General features: G+C 66.9%; 16 protein-coding genes and 1 tRNA gene. 10 read left to right on the top strand and 7 right to left on the bottom strand.

The features are described from left to right. Window positions 1–150: 150 nt before the first annotated feature. Complete coding sequence (gene ilvD / locus AC3A6P_RS26300; protein WP_487694973.1) at window positions 151–1,995, bottom strand: dihydroxy-acid dehydratase; 1,845 nt, start codon at window positions 1,993–1,995, stop codon at window positions 151–153. Window positions 1,996–2,073: 78 nt separating this feature from the next. Between ilvD and AC3A6P_RS26295 the strand changes: the two genes are divergently transcribed. Further along, window positions 2,074–2,910 carry a helix-turn-helix transcriptional regulator gene (locus AC3A6P_RS26295; protein WP_487694972.1) on the top strand — a complete coding sequence of 279 codons (837 nt, stop codon included), beginning with the start codon at window positions 2,074–2,076 and terminating at the stop codon, window positions 2,908–2,910. Here the strand turns inward: AC3A6P_RS26295 and AC3A6P_RS26290 are convergent. From AC3A6P_RS26290 to AC3A6P_RS26280, 3 genes are all read right to left on the bottom strand, one after another. Continuing rightward, a complete protein-coding gene (locus tag AC3A6P_RS26290; protein WP_487694971.1) occupies window positions 2,875–3,420 on the bottom strand; it encodes an isoprenylcysteine carboxyl methyltransferase family protein in 546 nt (181 codons plus the stop codon). The genes AC3A6P_RS26295 and AC3A6P_RS26290 overlap by 36 nt on opposite strands. 10 nt (window positions 3,421–3,430) lie before the next feature. Next, the gene (locus AC3A6P_RS26285; protein WP_487694969.1) at window positions 3,431–4,537 is read right to left on the bottom strand and encodes a type III polyketide synthase; all 1,107 of its coding nucleotides are present in this window, start codon (window positions 4,535–4,537) and stop codon (window positions 3,431–3,433) included. 469 nt (window positions 4,538–5,006) lie between these two features. Next, a tRNA-Leu gene (locus AC3A6P_RS26280) sits at window positions 5,007–5,092 on the bottom strand. Between the two features lie 149 nt (window positions 5,093–5,241). Between AC3A6P_RS26280 and AC3A6P_RS26275 the strand changes: the two genes are divergently transcribed. Continuing rightward, complete coding sequence (locus tag AC3A6P_RS26275) at window positions 5,242–6,567, top strand: M20/M25/M40 family metallo-hydrolase (protein ID WP_487694968.1); 1,326 nt, start codon at window positions 5,242–5,244, stop codon at window positions 6,565–6,567. 19 nt (window positions 6,568–6,586) lie between these two features. Beyond that, entirely contained in the window at window positions 6,587–7,117 is a 531-nt protein-coding gene (locus AC3A6P_RS26270) for a YbhB/YbcL family Raf kinase inhibitor-like protein (protein WP_487694967.1), read from the top strand. 10 nt (window positions 7,118–7,127) lie between these two features. Here AC3A6P_RS26270 and AC3A6P_RS26265 read toward each other — a convergent pair whose 3' ends face one another. Then, window positions 7,128–7,931: a GntR family transcriptional regulator gene (locus AC3A6P_RS26265; protein WP_487694965.1), complete on the bottom strand. Its 804-nt coding sequence runs from the start codon at window positions 7,929–7,931 to the stop codon at window positions 7,128–7,130. Window positions 7,932–8,053: 122 nt separating this feature from the next. Here AC3A6P_RS26265 and AC3A6P_RS26260 point away from each other — a divergent pair, with 122 nt between their 5' ends. The 7 genes from AC3A6P_RS26260 to AC3A6P_RS26230 are packed head-to-tail and all read left to right on the top strand — an operon-like array spanning window position 8,054 to window position 15,219. Beyond that, a complete protein-coding gene (locus tag AC3A6P_RS26260) occupies window positions 8,054–8,839 on the top strand; it encodes an inositol monophosphatase family protein (RefSeq protein WP_487694963.1) in 786 nt (261 codons plus the stop codon). Then, a complete protein-coding gene (locus tag AC3A6P_RS26255) occupies window positions 8,836–9,129 on the top strand; it encodes a hypothetical protein (RefSeq protein ID WP_487694962.1) in 294 nt (97 codons plus the stop codon). The genes AC3A6P_RS26260 and AC3A6P_RS26255 overlap by 4 nt, the downstream gene beginning before the upstream one ends. A gap of 1 nt (window position 9,130) precedes the next feature. Then, entirely contained in the window at window positions 9,131–10,690 is a 1,560-nt protein-coding gene (locus AC3A6P_RS26250; RefSeq protein WP_487694961.1) for a sodium:solute symporter family protein, read from the top strand. Next, window positions 10,687–11,937: a M20 family metallo-hydrolase gene (locus tag AC3A6P_RS26245; RefSeq protein ID WP_487694960.1), complete on the top strand. Its 1,251-nt coding sequence runs from the start codon at window positions 10,687–10,689 to the stop codon at window positions 11,935–11,937. The genes AC3A6P_RS26250 and AC3A6P_RS26245 overlap by 4 nt, the downstream gene beginning before the upstream one ends. Further along, window positions 11,934–13,334 carry an amidase gene (locus tag AC3A6P_RS26240; RefSeq protein WP_487694959.1) on the top strand — a complete coding sequence of 467 codons (1,401 nt, stop codon included), beginning with the start codon at window positions 11,934–11,936 and terminating at the stop codon, window positions 13,332–13,334. The genes AC3A6P_RS26245 and AC3A6P_RS26240 overlap by 4 nt, the downstream gene beginning before the upstream one ends. Then, the gene (locus AC3A6P_RS26235; protein ID WP_487694957.1) at window positions 13,331–14,248 is read left to right on the top strand and encodes a phosphotransferase; all 918 of its coding nucleotides are present in this window, start codon (window positions 13,331–13,333) and stop codon (window positions 14,246–14,248) included. Before AC3A6P_RS26240 ends, AC3A6P_RS26235 begins: the two co-directional genes overlap by 4 nt. A 2-nt stretch (window positions 14,249–14,250) precedes the next feature. Further along, entirely contained in the window at window positions 14,251–15,219 is a 969-nt protein-coding gene (locus AC3A6P_RS26230; RefSeq protein ID WP_487694956.1) for a phosphotransferase, read from the top strand. An 18-nt stretch (window positions 15,220–15,237) separates the two neighbouring features. On the opposite strand, the gene AC3A6P_RS26225 is transcribed toward AC3A6P_RS26230, so the two are convergent. Continuing rightward, a complete protein-coding gene (locus AC3A6P_RS26225; protein ID WP_487694954.1) occupies window positions 15,238–16,182 on the bottom strand; it encodes a mechanosensitive ion channel family protein in 945 nt (314 codons plus the stop codon). A 56-nt stretch (window positions 16,183–16,238) separates the two neighbouring features. Beyond that, window positions 16,239–17,303, bottom strand: coding sequence for a quinone-dependent dihydroorotate dehydrogenase (locus AC3A6P_RS26220; RefSeq protein WP_487694991.1), 1,065 nt, complete (start codon window positions 17,301–17,303; stop codon window positions 16,239–16,241). Window position 17,304 lies beyond the last annotated feature (1 nt).

Raw genomic sequence — 17,304 nt, 5'->3', positions numbered from 1 at the left:
ACCCACGCCCACCGACAAGACATGCGCCACAAGGCAATCCACCAGCGCCAACGCCTACTTATCCACAGTCAGCACTTCATCCACAGCCCCGACGCGCGGGTCTTGACGCAGGGCAAGCGTGTTCCCTTACGTCACGATGGTTCCGCGTACTCAGAGCGAGTCGATATCCCGAGCCGCACCCTTGTCCGCTGACAAAGCCAGTGCCGCATAAGCTTTCAGTGCTGGCGACACCACACGCTGCCGGTCTTTCGGCTTGTACCCGCCAGAGGCCTCCAGAACCTGGCGGCGACGGTCCAGTTCCTCATCGGGGACATCGACCTGGATGCTGCGGTGCGGGATGTCGATGGTGATCAGGTCACCGTTTTCGACCAAGGCGATGACACCACCGGCGGCCGCCTCGGGGGAGACGTGGCCGATCGACAGGCCCGAGGTGCCGCCGGAGAACCGCCCGTCAGTGATCAGCGCGCACTGCGCACCGAGCCCACGGCCCTTCAGATACGAAGTCGGGTAGAGCATCTCCTGCATACCGGGGCCGCCCTTGGGGCCTTCGTAGCGGATCACCACCACGTCACCGGGCTGCACGCGCTTGTTCAGGATGGCGTCCACCGCGTCCTCCTGGGATTCCAGCACCACCGCGGGACCCGAGAACTTCCAGATGGATTCGTCGACGCCGGCTGTCTTGACGATGCAGCCGTCCACCGACAGGTTGCCGCGCAGCACCGCCAGGCCGCCGTCGGCGGAGTAAGCGTTCTGCAGGTCGCGGATGCAGCCGTTCTCGGCGTCGGTGTCCAGGCTCTCCCAGCGCTCGGACTGCGAGAACGCCGAGGCCGAACGCACGCACCCCGGTGCGGCATGGAACAGTTCAACAGCCTCGGCCGAGGGGGAGCCGCCACGAATGTCCCACTCGCGCAACCACTCCGCCATGGATCCCGCGTGCACGGTGTGCACTGTCTCGTGCAGGTGCCCGCCGCGCCACAGCTCGCCGAGGATCGCGGGGATGCCGCCGGCGCGGTGCACGTCCTCCATCAGGTAGTGGCCGTTGGGGGCCACCTTGCACAGGCACGGGACCATCTGACTGCGCTTCTCGATGTCCTCGAGGGTGTAGTCCAGTTCGGCCTCGCGCGCGGCGGCCAGCAGATGCAGCACGGTGTTGGTGGACCCGCCCATGGCGATATCGAGGGCCATGGCGTTGTCGAACGCGTCGCGGGTGGCAATGGCCCGCGGCAGCACGCTGGCGTCGTCCTCGTCGTAGTACTTGCGCACGATGTCCATCACAGTGCTGCCGGCCTTCTCGTAGAGCGCGCGACGAGCGGTGTGGGTGGCCAGCACCGAACCGTTGCCGGGCAGCGCCAGTCCCAAAGCCTCGGTGAGGCAGTTCATGGAGTTCGCGGTGAACATGCCCGAGCACGAACCGCAGGTGGGGCAGGCGGCTTCCTCGATGCGGGCAATGTCGTCATCGGAGACATCGGTGTTCACCGCGTCGGCGATGGCGGTCACCAGGTTCAGCCGGGTGCGGACGGTCCCGTCGACCAGGACGGCGGTGCCGCCTTCCATCGGGCCGCCGGAGACGAACACGGTGGGGATGTTGAGGCGCAGCGCGGCCATCAGCATGCCAGGAGTGATCTTGTCGCAGTTGGAGATACACACCAGTGCGTCGGCGCAGTGTGCGTTCACCATGTACTCCACGGAGTCGGCGATCAGCTCGCGCGACGGCAGCGAATACAGCATGCCGCCGTGGCCCATCGCGATGCCGTCGTCGACGGCGATGGTGTTGAACTCGCGCGGCACGCCGCCGGCGGCCGAGATGGCCTCGGACACGATCCGGCCGACGGGCTGCAGGTGGGTGTGACCCGGCACGAACTCGGTGAAGCTGTTGGCCACCGCGACAATCGGTTTACCGATATCGGAGCCGGCCACCCCGGCAGCACGCAGCAACGAGCGCGCCCCCGCCATGTTGCGACCGTGAGTGACCGTGCGGGACCTGAGTTCAGCCATAGCACACACCCTGGCATTCAGGGCGCCTACGTGGGAAGTCGGCGCTGATACTAGTACTGGTACTACTACGATCAACATATGGACAAACGCACCAGGCAGCGTCTGGCGCTCGGTGAGTTCCTGCGGGCCCGCCGGGAGGCGGCGCCGCGTGCCGAACTGGGTTTTCCGGCCGTGCCCCGGTTGCGGACCAGCGGCCTGCGCCGCGAAGAGGTCGCCGTGCTGTCCGGCGTCAGCGTGACGTGGTACACCTGGCTCGAACAGGGCCGCGACATCAACCCGTCCAAGCAGGTGCTCGACTCGGTGGCCCGCGCGCTGCGGTTGTCGCCCGCCGAACGCGACTACGTGCTGGCACTCGGCGGGTACACCGCCGAGCCGGACGTCACCGGGGACGCCGGTCCGACACCGCCCCACATTCAGCGGTTCCTGGACGCCCTGGCCGGCTACCCGGCCTTCGCCATCGGGCCCACGTGGACCATCGGCGCGTGGAATCGGGCCTACGCCGCGCTGTACCCGAATATCGAGACCACCGCGGCCGCCGACCGCAACCTGCTGCTGCTGGTGTTCATGGACCCAGCTATCCGGGAGTTGTTGCCGGACTGGGAAACCGACAGCAGACGGTTCCTCGCGGAATTCCGCGCCGAGGCCGGCCCGCGGGTGGGGGAGCCGTCCTACACCCAGCTCATCGAGCGGTTGCTGGCCGGCAGCGAGCATTTCCGCACGGGTTGGCAGGCCAGCAGCGTCGAACGGTTCGCCTCCCGCGAACGCCGGTTCTTCCACGCGAGCGTCGGAGAGCTGATCCTCGAGCACCATCAGCTGACGCCCGCCGACGCGCCGGAGATCCAGATCGTGGCATACCTGCCCGCACCCGGCAGTGGCGCTTCAGAGCGGTTGGCCCAGTTGGTGTCTCGGGGCTGACCGGTTGGGTGGAGCGTACCCCAAGGCGCTGTTCTCGGCGCGGATCCGGACCGTCAACACCAGCGCGTTGGCCAGGCTGAAGATGATCGCGGTCACCCACGCCGAGTGGATCAGCGGCAGCGCGGCCACCTCAGCGGTGACAGCCGTGTAGTTGGGATGATGCACCCAACGGTATGGACCCCGCTGAACCAGTGGTGCATTCGGTATCACGATGAGGCGGGGGTTCCAGTGTCTGCCCAGGGTCGTTGCGCACCACCAGCGTACGGCGGTGCTGATCACCACGACAGCCACCATGGGCCAGCCGAGCCACGGGATGAACGGACGTCGCCAGCCCCAGACTTCGGCGACACAGGCGACCAGCAGAAGGGTGTGCATGGTCACCATCACGGGATAGTGGCCACGGCCGAATTCACGGCCTCCGTGGGCCATCGACCACCGGGTGTTGCGCCGTGAGACCACCAGCTCGAGCAGCCGTTCCACTCCGACGGCGAGGATGAACAGGTAGTACATCAGCCGAGCCTCACCAGCTCAGCAGCAGTAGTTCGAAGCTGAACCCGGGCCCCATCGCGAGCATCACGGCGAGCGAGCCCACAGGTGGCGGGTCAGCGATGGTGCGTCGCAGGACATCGAGTACCGACGCCGACGAGATGTTGCCGTTCTCGCGCATCGAGGCGGTGCTGTGTGAAAGTGCCTGCGCCGGAAGACCGATCGCGCCGACGATCGCGTCGATCACTTTCGGGCCCCCTGGGTGGCAGATCCAGGTGTCGATGTCCGCCGTGGACAGCCCGTGATCGGCGAGGAAGTCGTCGATCGCCGCCCGCAGGTGGTCCTCGGCCATTCTCGGGACGTCGCGCGACATCACCAGCTGGAATCCCGACGCACTGACATTCCACCCCATCACGTCGACCGTATCGGGGAACAACCTGCTCCTGGTGGCGAGAATCCTGGGATCCCGATGCACGCCGGGATGGGAGGGCACCCGGTCGGCGCCGGTGCACACCACCGCCGCCGCGCCGTCACCGAACAGGCATACACCGATGAGTGCGGGCACCGAGGTGTCCTCCCGCTGCAGGGTGAGCGAACACAGTTCGACGGACACCAGCAGCGCGACCTGGCCGGGGTAACCCCGGAGGTAGTCGTGGACGCGCGCCATCCCGGCCGCGCCGCCGACGCAGCCGAGCCCGAACAGCGGGATGCGTTTGACATCCGGTCGTAGACCGAGCCGAGTCGCCAGGCGTGCGTCGATGGTCGGTACGGCCACTCCGGTGCTCGACACCAACACGATGGCATCGACCTCGGTGGGGGCGATGTGCGCAGCGTCCAGTGCGGAACGTACTGCCTGTTCACCCAATTCGACGGCTACCTCGAGATAGGCGGTGTTCGCTTCGGTGAAACCCGACAGGCGGGGATACCGCTGCAACGGCAGCGCCAAGCTGCGGGAGTCGACGCCACTCGTGGCGGCGAAGCGCATGAACTCGGGTCCACCCATCGTGGTGAGCTCTGCCGCAACTCGAGCTTGGTCGTACCGGTGTTGTGTGAAGGCCACCGCGGTGCCGGCGACTCGCGGTGCACCACGGGTATGAGGAGTGCGTAGTTCGTGGATCGAGAAATGCGTTGTATCAGTCATGAAAACCAAAAGTACGAGCCCGAACAATGGATTTCCCTGACGGTTTGCCTAGACTTTCGGTGTGTGATGGAGAACACTTCCCGGGTTGTCCAACGCAATTTTTGCGGCCGATTCGGAGGCGGAATTGGTGCCGATTACCAGTCGAGCTACGGCGGGGCTTTCGGCTATCCGGCCTCCCGTTGCTGCAGGTGGGCGCGTTCAACAACCACTATCTGTGGTGCAGCGAAAGAATCTCAAACCGTTTCTTGGTCGGCAATTCAGTGCGCGGAAATGGTACGCCTTGCAAGGCGCGTTGGTTGCGGTTGTGATGCCGGAATGCTCGCAAGATGCTGTGGGTCGATTGCGACGAATTCTGCCGCCGAAGGCACACTCAAGACGATTACTGGTGTTGGTGCACACCGACTCGACCGTGGCGCGTTGGCCCCTCACCCCGCGCTGGCGCGCCACGGCGGGTCGACTGGGTAGTGAGTGTCCGAGGGGGGACTTGAACCCCCACGCCCGTTAATAGGGCACTAGCACCTCAAGCTAGCGCGTCTGCCATTCCGCCACTCGGACCTTGTTTCGTGACTACCCGCTTCGGCTATTACGCGTGGCGGGCGACTAAGGCTATCGGATCGAGCCGGTTGATCCCAAACCAGGTTGTCACCGGCCCTGCACGGGCGAGGGTGGTAGGAAAAGGGCACGTCGTTTTCAGAAAGGGAAGTGTGGTCACTCCTGCGCATGAGGTCGTCGAGCTCGTCAGCTCGCTGATCCGGTTCGACACGTCCAACACCGGTGAGCTCGCCACCACCAAGGGCGAAGAGGAATGTGCCCGCTGGGTGGCGCAGCAGCTCGAAGAGGTCGGCTACCGCACCGAATACATCGAATCGGGCGCGCCCGGCCGCGGCAATCTGTTCGCCCGGCTGGAAGGCGCTGACCGGAGCCGCGGAGCGCTGCTGGTGCACGGTCACCTCGACGTGGTGCCGGCCGAGGCCGCCGACTGGAGCGTCCACCCGTTCTCCGGGGCCGTCGAAGACGGCTACGTGTGGGGCCGCGGCGCGATCGACATGAAGAACATGGTCGGGATGATGCTCGCGGTGGCCCGGCACTTCAAACGCGAGGGCATCGTCCCGCCGCGCGATCTGGTGTTCGCGTTCGTCGCCGACGAGGAGGCCGGCGGCAAGTACGGCTGCAAGTGGCTGATCGAGAACAGGCCGGACCTGTTCGAGGGCATCACCGAGGCCATCGGTGAGGTCGGCGGTTACTCCCTGACGGTGCCGACCCAAGGCGGGGGAGAGCGTCGGCTCTACCTGATCGAGACGGCCGAAAAAGGCATGCTGTGGATGAAGCTGACCGCGCGCGCCCGCGCCGGTCACGGCTCGATGATCCACACCGACAACGCCGTGACCATTCTGGCCGAAGCGGTGGCCAAACTGGGCCGTCACCAGTTCCCGCTGGTGCTCAGCCCGGCCGTCAAGGAGTTCCTCACCGCGGTGGCCGAGGAGACCGGGTATTCCTTCGACCCCGACTCACCCGACATCGACGGCACCATCGCCAAACTGGGCTCGATTTCGCGGATCATCAATGCCACCCTGCGTGACACCGCCAACCCGACCATGCTCAAGGCGGGTTACAAAGCCAATGTGATCCCGGCGACGGCCGAGGCGGTGCTGGACTGCCGCGTGCTGCCCGGTCGCCAGGCCGCGTTCGAGCGTGAGGTCGACGAGATCATCGGCCCCGACGTCACCCGCGAGTGGATCACCGAGTTGCCCTCGTACGAGACCAGTTTCGATGGTGATCTGGTGGACGCCATGAACGCCGCGCTGCTGGCCGTCGACCCCGACGCGCGCACTGTGCCGTACATGCTCTCGGCCGGCACCGATGCGAAACACTTCGCGCGCCTGGGGATCCGCTGTTTCGGTTTCATCCCGCTGCGGCTGCCGCCGGAGTTGGATTTCACCGCTCTGTTCCACGGCGTCGACGAGCGGGTACCCGTCGACGCGCTGACGTTCGGAGTCGAGGTACTCGAGCATTTCCTGAAGAACTGCTGATTGAAAGGATCTGTGTTTCATGGCTTTTCCGTACAACCCCTACGAGTTCCTGCCCAAGCTGCCGAGCTTCACACTGACCTCGGACTCCTTCACCGACGGGCAGCCCTGGGGCAACGCTCAGGTCAGCGGACTCATGGGCGCCGGTGGTGAAGATCAGTCGCCGCAGCTGAGCTGGTCGGGCTACCCCGAAGAGACCCGCAGCTTCGCCGTCACCGTCTACGACCCAGACGCCCCCACCGGCTCGGGCTTCTGGCACTGGGCGGTGGCCAACCTGCCGGGCACCGTCACCGAACTGCCCGCGGGTGTGGGCGACGGCAGTTCACTGCCCGGTGATGCGATCACCCTGCGCAACGATGCCGGCCTGCACCGTTTCGTCGGCGCCGCCCCGCCGGCCGGGCACGGCCCGCACCGCTACATCGTGGCCGTGCACGCGCTGCAGGTGGAGAAGCTCGATGTCACCGAGGACGCGACACCGGCGTTCCTGGGCTTCAACCTCTTCGGTAACGCGATCGCCCGCGCCTTGATTCACGGGACCTACGAACAGAACTGACGCGGGTACGTCAGGCCAGGCGCTCCACGCGTCCGGCCGTCACTTCCATACCGTCGGACAGCGGGGACTCCGATCGCACCAGCAGCCGCGTCCGGTCGGCGCGGAACAGGTCGACGGAGTACTCGACGGCGCGGTTGTTCTGGTCATAGCCGACGCGCTCGAGCTGCAGCACCGGCGTGCCGGTGGGCTGTCCCAACAGCGCCCCCTCGGCCGCCGACAGCGACGCGATCTCGATCCTTTCGTCGACGACGGCGATCCGCACGCCCAGCCGGTTCCACAGCGTCCGGTACATCGACGTCATCTCGGTACGGAGCACCGCGGCCAGCTCAGGCCGCAGGTACATCTGTTCCAACGACAGGGTTTCGCCGTCGGCGTGCCGCAGCCGCAGCAGCGACACCACCGACTGCTCGGCCGTCAACTGCAGGGCGCCGGCCACCTTCGGGGGCGGCAGCACCAACCCCGCCCGGATCACCGTCGTGCCGTCACGAAAACCCTGCTCCGCCAAGATCTCCGGAATGCCCTTGACGGTGTTCAGGCTGCGCAGCACACCGCGGCTGCGGCAATACGGCTGCGACGCCTGCACCGAGGCCTCCGGGGCGGCCACCGCGGTCAGGTAGGCGCCGCCGGCGCGGCCTTTCACCCGGCGGATCGTCCCGTCCTGCTCCAGCGCTTCCAGCGCCTTGCGCACCGTGGTGCGTGAGGTGCCCAGCCGTTCGGCCAGCACCCGCTCGGCAGGCATCCGCGCCTCGCCGCGGCCGGCCAGTTCGTCGGCCAGCCGCTGCAGCGCCTGGTGTGCGTGCATGACCGCGAGCATGACTGCACGCTATCGGCGCCGGGCGTCGGCCGCACACCCACGGAACCGCTCACAGCCGCTGTTTACACGCGCTTAACGCCCGCCTCACCGAACCAGAAATGGTCTAACCCGACAGTCATGGGGTGACCGAACAGCGTCAGCGCCGCATTCAACTCGGCTTCCGCATGGCTGCCGAGGCCGGGGAGATCTCGCGCCGCTACTTCGAGGCCCAGGACCTCGACGTCGATCTCAAGGACGACGGATCGCCGGTGACCGAGGCCGACCGGAAGATCGAGTTGCGGCTTCGCGAGGCCGTCAGCGCGGAGTTCGCCGAGGACTCCTTCACCGGCGAGGAGTTCCCGGAGACCCGCGGCAGCAGCGGATTTCGTTGGATCATCGACCCGATCGACGGCACCAAGTCGTTTGTCCGGGGGGTGCCGCTGTACGCCAACCTGATCGCGCTGCAGGAGGGCGACGAGATCGTCTTCGGGATCATCAACCTGCCCAGCGCCGGCATCCAGGTCCACGCCGAGAAAGGCAAGGGTTGCTGGCGCAACGGTACGCGTGTCAGCGTGTCCGACCGCCCCAGCCTCGACGGGGCCTACGTGATGGCCACCTGGCTGGAGGACTGGGATCCTTCGGTGATCTCCGACCTGCACAGCCAGAATGTGGTCTTGCGCACGTGGGGAGACGCCTTCGGCTATGCGATGGTGGCCTGCGGCCACGCCGACGCGGTGGTCGACTACACCGCCCGCGCCTTCGACCTGGCGCCCATGCCGGTGATCCTCGCCGAGGCCGGCGGCCGCTTCACCAGTCTCGACGGCCGCGACGTCTTCGACGCCGGTCACGGGGTGGCCAGCAACGGGCGAATTCACAACCAGCTGTTGCCCTGGGTGGCACCGGCTTTCGAACAAGGAGTTCGGGTATGACCAGCTTCATCAAAGGATTGCCACGCCGGACCATCGTCGGTTTCTTCGGCACGCTCTACGCAGTGGCATTGCTGTTCGCGCTGTTCCCGCCACTGTATCTGTGGGGCAGCGGAATTCGTGCCAGCGTCCTCGGCGTCCCGTTCGCCATCATGTACTGGATCATCAACGCCCTGGTTCTGGGCCTCACCCTGACGGCGTTCTACGTCGTCGAAGACATTCGCGGCGAGCTCGACGACGACTCCACCGAACGCGACTCGACCGAACCTGGAAACGAAAGCCTCGGAGGCTGATATGTGGATCATGCTCAGCATGCTGGCGGTCTTCTACGCCATCGTCGTCGGAATCCTCTACGTCACCCAGCAGAAGACCGCGCCCAGCTTCGACGAGTACGCCGTCGGCGGCCGCAGCTACGGGCCCTGGTATGTGGCGATGAGCTATGTCAACTCCTGGTGGCCCGGTTCGACCTTCATCGCGTTCTTCGGACTGGCCGCCGGCGCAGGTGTTTTCGGCCTGTACGGGCTGGCCTATTCCTCGCTGGGGGTCGCCATGATGTACTTCATGGCCACCAGGGCCTGGCGCTGGGGCAAGAAGTACGACTTGCGTTCGCAGCCCGATCTGCTGGGTAAACGCTTCAATTCGCCTGCGGTGCGAGTGATCTCCAGCCTCATCGGCATCGTGTCCCTGTTCCCGTGGGTGGTGCTCGGCATGCAGGCGCTGGGTTCGGTGTTCGAACTCGCCAGCGCGGGCGCGTGGGGCGTCACCACCTGTTTGATCGTCGGTCTGGCGGTGATCATCATTCGCCAGTACTGGACCGTGCGGATGGGGATGCGCGGACTGATCATGACCGACGCGTTCCAGGGCACCGTGGCGTATGTCTTCTCCGCGATCGTGTGCCTGGTGCTGCTCTCCGGTGTCGCCGGCGGCCCCATCAGCTTCGCTGCTCTGGGTGACGTGGCTGACGAATACCTGGCACTGCCGGGTGACGGGGGCGCCTACGGGCCGCTCTACATCTTCGCCCTGATCTTCACCGGTGTCATCGGGTCACTGTGCTGGCCCACCAGCTTCCAGCGGATCTACACCGCCTCCAGCGTGCGGTCGGTCAAGTCCGGGACTTTGTGCACGGTGCTGATCTCGGGTGTGTTCTACACGTTGTTGATGTTGGTGGGTATCGCCGCCACCGTGATGCCCGATGTGGTCGAGGCCCCGCAGATGGGCTGGTTCACCATCATGAGCGACTACGGTGGCACCTGGCTGCTCGGTCTGGGCGTGACGATCGTGTTCGCCGCCTCCATGGGACACATCGACGGCAGTGTGCAGGTCTGCGGCCTGCAGATTGCCAACGATCTGGTCAACACCGCCAAGCGTCCGCTGTCGGACAAGCAACTGACCTACGTCGCCAAGACCTCGATGATGGGTTTCATGGCCGCCGCTGGTGTGGTGGCGTACGTGACCTTCAACATGGAGCGGCTGCAGCTGCTGGCCCAGATCTCCTACCAGGGCATCGTGCAGCTGGCGGTGCCGCTGTTCCTGGGCATCTTCTGGAAGGGTGGCAACAAGCAGGGCGCCATCGCGGGCATGGTCTCGGGCTTCCTGGTCGCCATGGTGCTGACGTGGATCTACCCCGACGACATCCGGGCACTCGGCAGCCTCACCGGCGGCATCGTCGGCATCGGAGTGAACCTGGTGGTGTTCCTGGCCGCGGCGTGGTTCATCAAATCCGATGACGAGGAGAAGGCGCGGGTGGCAGCCATGTTCGACGTGGCCAGGACCGCGGTCAAGGACGCCGACCCCGCACCTGACGAATCTCTCGAAGACAAGGTCCGCACCGCCGCCGTGGAGGGCAGCGCGTGAGCGATCTCAGCGATGAGGCATTCCTGCGCGATTTCGCCGAACTGTCGGCAATCGGGGCCACCCCCGCAGGTGGGGTCCACCGGGAGGCGGCCACCGCCGCCGACGGCCTGGCCCGCGAATGGTTGCGCGCCTGGTTCGACACGCACGGGCTGACATGCCTGGTGGATGCGGTGGGCAACATGTACGGCTGTGCGGAGTTCACCTCGGACGCCGACTACGTGCTCATCGGGTCGCACCTGGACAGCCAACCCACGTCCGGGCGTTTCGACGGGGCCTACGGTGTGCTGGCGGCGGCGTACGCGGCGGCCCGTTTGCAGGCCGATCCGCCGGTGGGCACGCGGCTCAACATCGCGGCGGTCAACTGGTTCAACGAGGAGGGCTCCAGATTCTCGCCCAGCCTGATGGGCAGCGGCGTCTACATCGGCAAGTTCGACGCCGAGGCGGTACTCGACACCGCCGCACCGGACGGCATCACGGTGCGGGAAGCCCTGCAGGACATCGGGTTTCACGGATCCGACACCGCACCCCGGGCGCAGGCGTTCGCCGAGATCCACATCGAACAGGGCCGGACCCTCGTCGACGAGGGGTTCGACATCGGCCTCGTCACCCGTAACTGGGCCGCCTACAAGTACGTCATCACCGTCGACGGGGAGCAGTCCCACACCGGGGCCACCCACATGCGGTACCGGCGGGACGCCCTGGTGGGCGCCGCCAAAGTGGTGCTGGCAGTGCGGGAGGTGGCCGACGAGTTCAACGCCGAATTCGGCGACGGTGCGCTTCTGGGTTCGGTCGGGCAGTTCACCGTCGAGCCCAACTCGCCGGTGGTGGTGCCGTCCCGCGTGCGACTGGCCGCCGATATGCGCGCCCTGGACATCGACGTGCTGGAGAAGGCGCACGCCGGCCTGATGGCGGCCTTCGCCGCGATCGGCGAGGTGACGGTCAGCGTCGAATCTGCCACGCTGCGGCAGTCCAAGGCCTATCCGGAATCCGGTGTGGCACTGGCGGGTGCGGTGGCCGAGGACCTCGGGCTGCGCTGGCGGACGCTGCCCACGATGGCCGGGCACGATTCGGTGAACCTGACCGATGTGGTGCCGACGGTGATGCTGTTCGTACCCAGTGTCGACGGGATCTCGCACAACGAACACGAATTCACCACCGACGCACAGATGCTGGCGGGGGTGACGGTGTTGACCGCCACCACGGCGCGGATGCTGACCGGTGCCCTCGACGAGGCGGCGCACGCGTGAATCACCTGCTCGACGGCGACATCACCGCTCTCACGACGGCTTACCGTACCGGCGAGGCCACCCCGGCGGCGGTGCTCGAGCACACCCTGAACCGTGTCGACGAGCGCAACCCCGCCATCAACGCGCTGGCCCATCTCGATGCCGCGGGTGCCCGTGCCGCGGCCGAAGACTCGACGAAGCGCTGGGCAGATCATGCACCGCTCGGCGCGCTGGACGGCGTGCCGGTCACCATCAAAGACAGCGTCCACGCCACGGGGATGCCGTGGCGGCACGGCTGCGCCGCCAACCGCGACCTTGCGCCTTCCAGCGTCGACGCCCCGCCGGCCGCCCGGCTCAAAGAGGCCGGCGCGGTGATCATCGGCAAGACGACGATGCCAGACTTCGGCATGATGGCCGCCGGGGTCAGCTCGCTGTACGGCATCACCCGCAACCCGTGGAATCTGGTCCGCAGCACCGGCGGCTCCAGTTCCGGGGCCGGTGCCAGCCTGGCCGCCGGAATCGCCTTCGGGTCCGTGGGTTCCGATATCGCCGGCTCGGTGCGACTGCCGGCCGGACACTGCGGCGTGGTGGCGCTCAAACCCACCCAGGGCCGCATCCCGCACCTGGCGCCGTCCACCATGCGCTCGGCCGGACCGATGGCCCGCACCGTCGACGACGTGCTCGCCCTCTACGAGATCCTCAGCCGGCCCGACGCGCGCGATATCTGGAGCCTGGCCCCCGAGGAGGGCTCAGCGCTACGAGAACCGCTGTCGCCGAACGGGCTACGCATCGGTGTGCTCACCGAACTGTCACCGGGTTTCGCTGCCGACGCGGACGTGGCCGCGGTGGTCAGTGCTGCCGCCGCCGCTTTGACCGGTGGCGGCGCGATGGTCACGCCGATGGCCCCGGTGTTTGCCACCGATCCTTATCCGGCGCTGGACCGGGTGTTCCAGGTCCGCGCCGTCGCCGAACTGCAGGCCATCCCCGCGCAACGCCGCGACGACGTGCATCCGGTGATCCGGCAGTGGTGCGCGCCGGCAGCGGGCTATTCCGCGGCCGACTTCACCCGCGACAGCGAGGCCGTCGCCCGCTCCGCCGAAACCATGCGTACCGCCTGCGCCGCGTTCGACTTCGTGATCGCCCCGGTGATCCCGATGGTCGGTTTCGGCGCCGGGGAATGTGGTGCCGACGAGTCGGCGCCGCTGGCACACTGCGGTTTCACCGCGTGGTTCAACCAGACGGGCGCCCCGGCCTCCTCGGTCTGTTTCGGTTTCGTCGACGGTATGCCGGTCGGAATCCAGGTGATCGGTCCGCGCTTCGCCGACCGCGATGTGCTGCGCTTGACGAAATGGCTCGAGGGAGCCCGCGGTTTCGACCTCAGCTGGCCACAACTCGCCGCCGAAGGAGTTCCGTCATGAGCATCACCGCCCAGTTGAGCCGGCTCGGGCTGCCGCTGGATGACGAGGTGACCGCGGACCCCACACCCTCGATGGCCAGCCCCAGCTGGTGGGGTGCGGACTCCGAATGCCTCGATGTCCGGGGCAGCGAGACAACGCTTTTCGTCAAGAAGATGATCGGCCATGCCGGCGCGTATGTCGACGTGCCGCATGCTTTTGCCGCTGCCAGGGCGGCCGGGGAGCTCGGGGTCGCGCCCACGGTGTTGGCGGCCGATGCCGACGCCGGCGTGCTGGTGATGGAGAACTTCGTCGACACCGCCGCCACCGCCACCCTGGACAAATTCGACGACGACGAGGCACTGCAGAAACTCATCGACGTTCGTGCGCAGGTGCGTCAGCTCACCGAGATCACCCGCACCGCAACGGTGTTCGACGACATTCGGACCCTGACCGCACTGATCACCGCCAACGACGTGCAGCTCCCGAGAGATTTCGACTGGATGTTGCGGATGGTCGACATGGCCGAGAAACGGATCCTGGCAACGGGTTTCGATACCGTGCCCGCGCACGGTGACGGCAACGTGTCGAACGTCTTGCTGGTCGAGGACGGCCGGACGTTGCTGGTGGACTGGGATGTGGCAGCGGTGATGGATCCGCTGCAGGACATCGGCGTGCTCCTGGCCGAGGTGCGGCCGTTCGACTCCCAGGCCCGGGTTGCGTTCGAGATGGCCTGGGGCTCCTTCGATCAGAGCCTGTTCGACCGGGCCCGGGTGTACGGGATCGCCGACTGCGTGCGATGGGGTCTGATCGGCGCCTACTCCGACGCGGCCCGGCCGGGAACGCTGGAGTACTCCAAGCTGTCGGACTGGCAGTTCCTGCGCGCCCGCGCCGGGTTGGCCGACGTGCACTTTCACGATCGATTGGAGAGCCTGTGACCGTGACCGACGATCGTCCGGGCAGCGCCGGTGACAAGGCGATCGGGTCTGCGCGCACCGCCGCCGAACGCCGCGTCGAAGACGTGCTCGTCCAGATCGAACGGTGGCGGGGCCGCACGGTGTCCTACGCACCGGTTCTGGGTGGCCTGCAGAACAGCAACTGGCGCATCACCGTCGAGGGTCTGGACACCCGGTACTTCCTCAAGATCCCCGGCGACGGCAGTGACGCCTTCATCGACCGCAGCCTGGCCAACGAGGCGGCCCGCCGGGCCGGTGAACGCGGGATCGGGGCGGAAATGGTGCACTTCGATCCCGCCACGGGTGTCGAGGTGATCGAGTTCCTGGAGGGCTACCGGGCCTGCACCAACGGCGATTTCAAGCGCCCCGAGGTGCCGCGAGAGATCATCGGCATCTACCGCACCCTCCACGACGGGGGACTGCTCAGCGGCACCAAGACCATGTTCGACATGATCGAGGAGCACCTGAGCCAGGCGCAGGAGATCGGGGTGCGACTGCCCGTCGATGCCGGCCTGATCCTGGGGGAGTACCAGCAGGCCAAATCGGCGTTACTGGCCTCCGGCCTCGATCTGGTTGCCTGCCACAATGATCCGATGCCGGGCAACTTCCTGGTGGCCGACGGCAAGCCGATGCGCATGGTGGACTACGAGTTCGCTTCCAACAACGAACGCGCCTACGAACTGGCGCTGCTGATCGTGGAGATGTTCTACGGCGAGGAGCAGATGCTCGAGCTCGTCGAAGACTTCTACGGCCGCACCGATTTCGCCACCTGTGCGCGGGTGCAGGTCTGCTGCGCGCTGGCCGACACCAAGTGGGGTCTGTGGGCCGTGGTCAACCAGCAGCTCAACACCACCTGGGATTTCGACTACCACAAGTACGGCCTGTGGAAACTGATGCGGGCGCGGATGAAGATGTCCGACCCACGCTGGCCGTTCTGGGTGAAGGCGCTCTGATCGTCGACCGCGCTGTGGCTACTCGCCGACGGCGGCGGCGCGGCCCGTCGGATACGGCAGGTCGATTCCGTGCTCGTCGTAGGCGCGCAGGATGGCGCGCCGGAGTCCTCGTTGTACCGACCACTGCGCATTCGGCCGGACCTTCACCGTCATTCGCAATTTGATCAGGTCGGGTGAGAGCTCCTGCACGCCCAGCATCTGGGGTTCGCCGATCACCTTGGTGGCCATCGACGGGTCGGCCACGGCTTCTTCGGCCGCCGCGATGGCGACCTGTTCGGCGCGCTCGACGTCGGCGGTCAACGCCACGGGGACCTCGATACGCGCGACGGCGTACTCCTGGCTCATGTTGCCCACGCGGGCGATCTCGCCGTTGCGGACGTACCAGAGCGTGCCGTCGATATCGCGGAGTGTGGTCACCCGCAGACCCACGCTCTCCACTTCGCCCACCGCGTCACCGAGATCCACGGTGTCGCCGACGCCGTACTGGTCTTCCAGGAGCATGAACACGCCGGTGACAAAATCGCGGACCAGGTTCTGGGCGCCAAAGCCGATGGCGAGTCCCACCACGCCGGCCGAGGCGATGAACGGGGCGATGTTCACCCCCACCACGTTGAGCAGAGCCAGCACCACCCAGACCAGCAGGACGATCGAGACGGTGGACTTCAGCACCGAGCCGATGGTCTGGGCCCGCTGCTGGCGGCGCAGCAGTACCTGCTCACTCGTGGCCGAGGACGGTACGCGGTCCCGCAGATAGCGCACCAGGGGAGGCGTTCTCGACGACTTGTCCGCACTCTCGTCGCGTTCCCTGCGAGCCCGTGCGGTGGTCGCGCGGTCGATCATGCGGTGCAGGATGAGCCGGATGACGAGGGCGACCACCAGGTAGGCGACGATTCTGATGGGAACCTCGATGAGCCAATGCCTACTGGTGTCCGTCCATTCGAAGGCGAGAAGCGAGACATCCATGGTTAGCCACCATAACCATGGCCCGGTGGTGTTCGGGGTCACCGGGGGCCCGCGCATTACCGCGTGGCCGAGCCCACCGCGTCGGACAGCGCGGCGAAACCGCCGGCACGCAGGCGGGATGCCAGGCCGTCGTGAATGTGTTTGGCCCACAAGCCGCCGCCGTAGATGAAGCCCGTGTAGCCCTGCAGCAGCGAGGCGCCCGACACGATGCGTTCCCAGGCGTCATCCGCGGTCTCGATGCCGCCCACGCTGATCAGCACCAGCTGTCCGCCCACCCGGCCGTAGAGGCGCCGGAGCACCTCCAGTGAGCGGCGCGCCACCGGCGCCCCCGACACGCCACCGGCGCCGAGCTCCGGCACTCCGGCGGTGAGCAGGCCGTCGCGCGAGATGGTGGTGTTGGTGGCCACGATCCCGGCCAGGCCCAGTTCGACTGCCAGGTCGGCCACCTCGTCGACATCGCTGTCGGCCAGATCCGGCGCGATCTTGACCAGCACCGGTGTGTCGCCTGCCTCCTGCAGCACTCCGGCCAGAATCGGCCGTAGCGATGTCACGGCTTGCAGATCACGCAGGCCCGGGGTGTTCGGTGAGCTGACGTTGACCACCAGATAGTCGGTCAGCGGTGCCAAAAGCCGTGCGCTGGTGCGGTAATCGCTTTCAGCGGCCTCGGCGGGAGTGGCTTTGGTCTTGCCGATGTTGACCCCGATCGGCACCTCGGAGCGGTGTCGCACCAGCTGGGCCGCCAATGCCGCCGCGCCATGGTTGTTGAAGCCCATGCGGTTGAGCAGGCCACGGTCATCGGGCAGGCGGAACAGCCGCGGTTTCGGATTACCCGGCTGCGGGTGGGCGGTGACGGTGCCGATCTCGGCGTACCCGAAACCCAGCGCCCCCCAGGTGTTCAGGCCGTGGCCGTCTTTGTCGAAACCGGCGGCCAGCCCCAGCGGCCCGGGGAAGTGCACCCCGAAGACGGTGCTGGCCAGCACCGGGTCGGCCGGCGACAGCGCGCGCTGCAGTCGCCGTCGCACCGGGGCCGGGGCGGTGGCGCCGCGCAGCGCGGCGAAGGCGATCGTGTGAATGCGCTCGGGCGGCAGTACGAACATCGCCCGGCGCAGCGCGCCGTACAGC

Source organism: Mycobacterium sp. Soil_C_30, assembly GCF_057656995.1.
This window is presented reverse-complemented; position numbering and strand designations above follow the sequence as displayed.

Excerpts from the sequence above, each read along its gene's own strand:
- ilvD (WP_487694973.1), bottom strand. The coding sequence starts at position 1,995 with ATGGCTGAACTCAGGTCCCGCACGGTCACTCACGGTCGCAACATGGCG.
- AC3A6P_RS26295 (WP_487694972.1), top strand. The coding sequence starts at position 2,074 with ATGGACAAACGCACCAGGCAGCGTCTGGCGCTCGGTGAGTTCCTGCGG.
- AC3A6P_RS26290 (WP_487694971.1), bottom strand. The coding sequence starts at position 3,420 with ATGTACTACCTGTTCATCCTCGCCGTCGGAGTGGAACGGCTGCTCGAG.
- AC3A6P_RS26285 (WP_487694969.1), bottom strand. The coding sequence starts at position 4,537 with ATGACTGATACAACGCATTTCTCGATCCACGAACTACGCACTCCTCAT.
- AC3A6P_RS26270 (WP_487694967.1), top strand. The coding sequence starts at position 6,587 with ATGGCTTTTCCGTACAACCCCTACGAGTTCCTGCCCAAGCTGCCGAGC.
- AC3A6P_RS26265 (WP_487694965.1), bottom strand. The coding sequence starts at position 7,931 with ATGCTCGCGGTCATGCACGCACACCAGGCGCTGCAGCGGCTGGCCGAC.
- AC3A6P_RS26255 (WP_487694962.1), top strand. The coding sequence starts at position 8,836 with ATGACCAGCTTCATCAAAGGATTGCCACGCCGGACCATCGTCGGTTTC.
- AC3A6P_RS26250 (WP_487694961.1), top strand. The coding sequence starts at position 9,131 with ATGTGGATCATGCTCAGCATGCTGGCGGTCTTCTACGCCATCGTCGTC.
- AC3A6P_RS26235 (WP_487694957.1), top strand. The coding sequence starts at position 13,331 with ATGAGCATCACCGCCCAGTTGAGCCGGCTCGGGCTGCCGCTGGATGAC.
- AC3A6P_RS26225 (WP_487694954.1), bottom strand. The coding sequence starts at position 16,182 with ATGGATGTCTCGCTTCTCGCCTTCGAATGGACGGACACCAGTAGGCAT.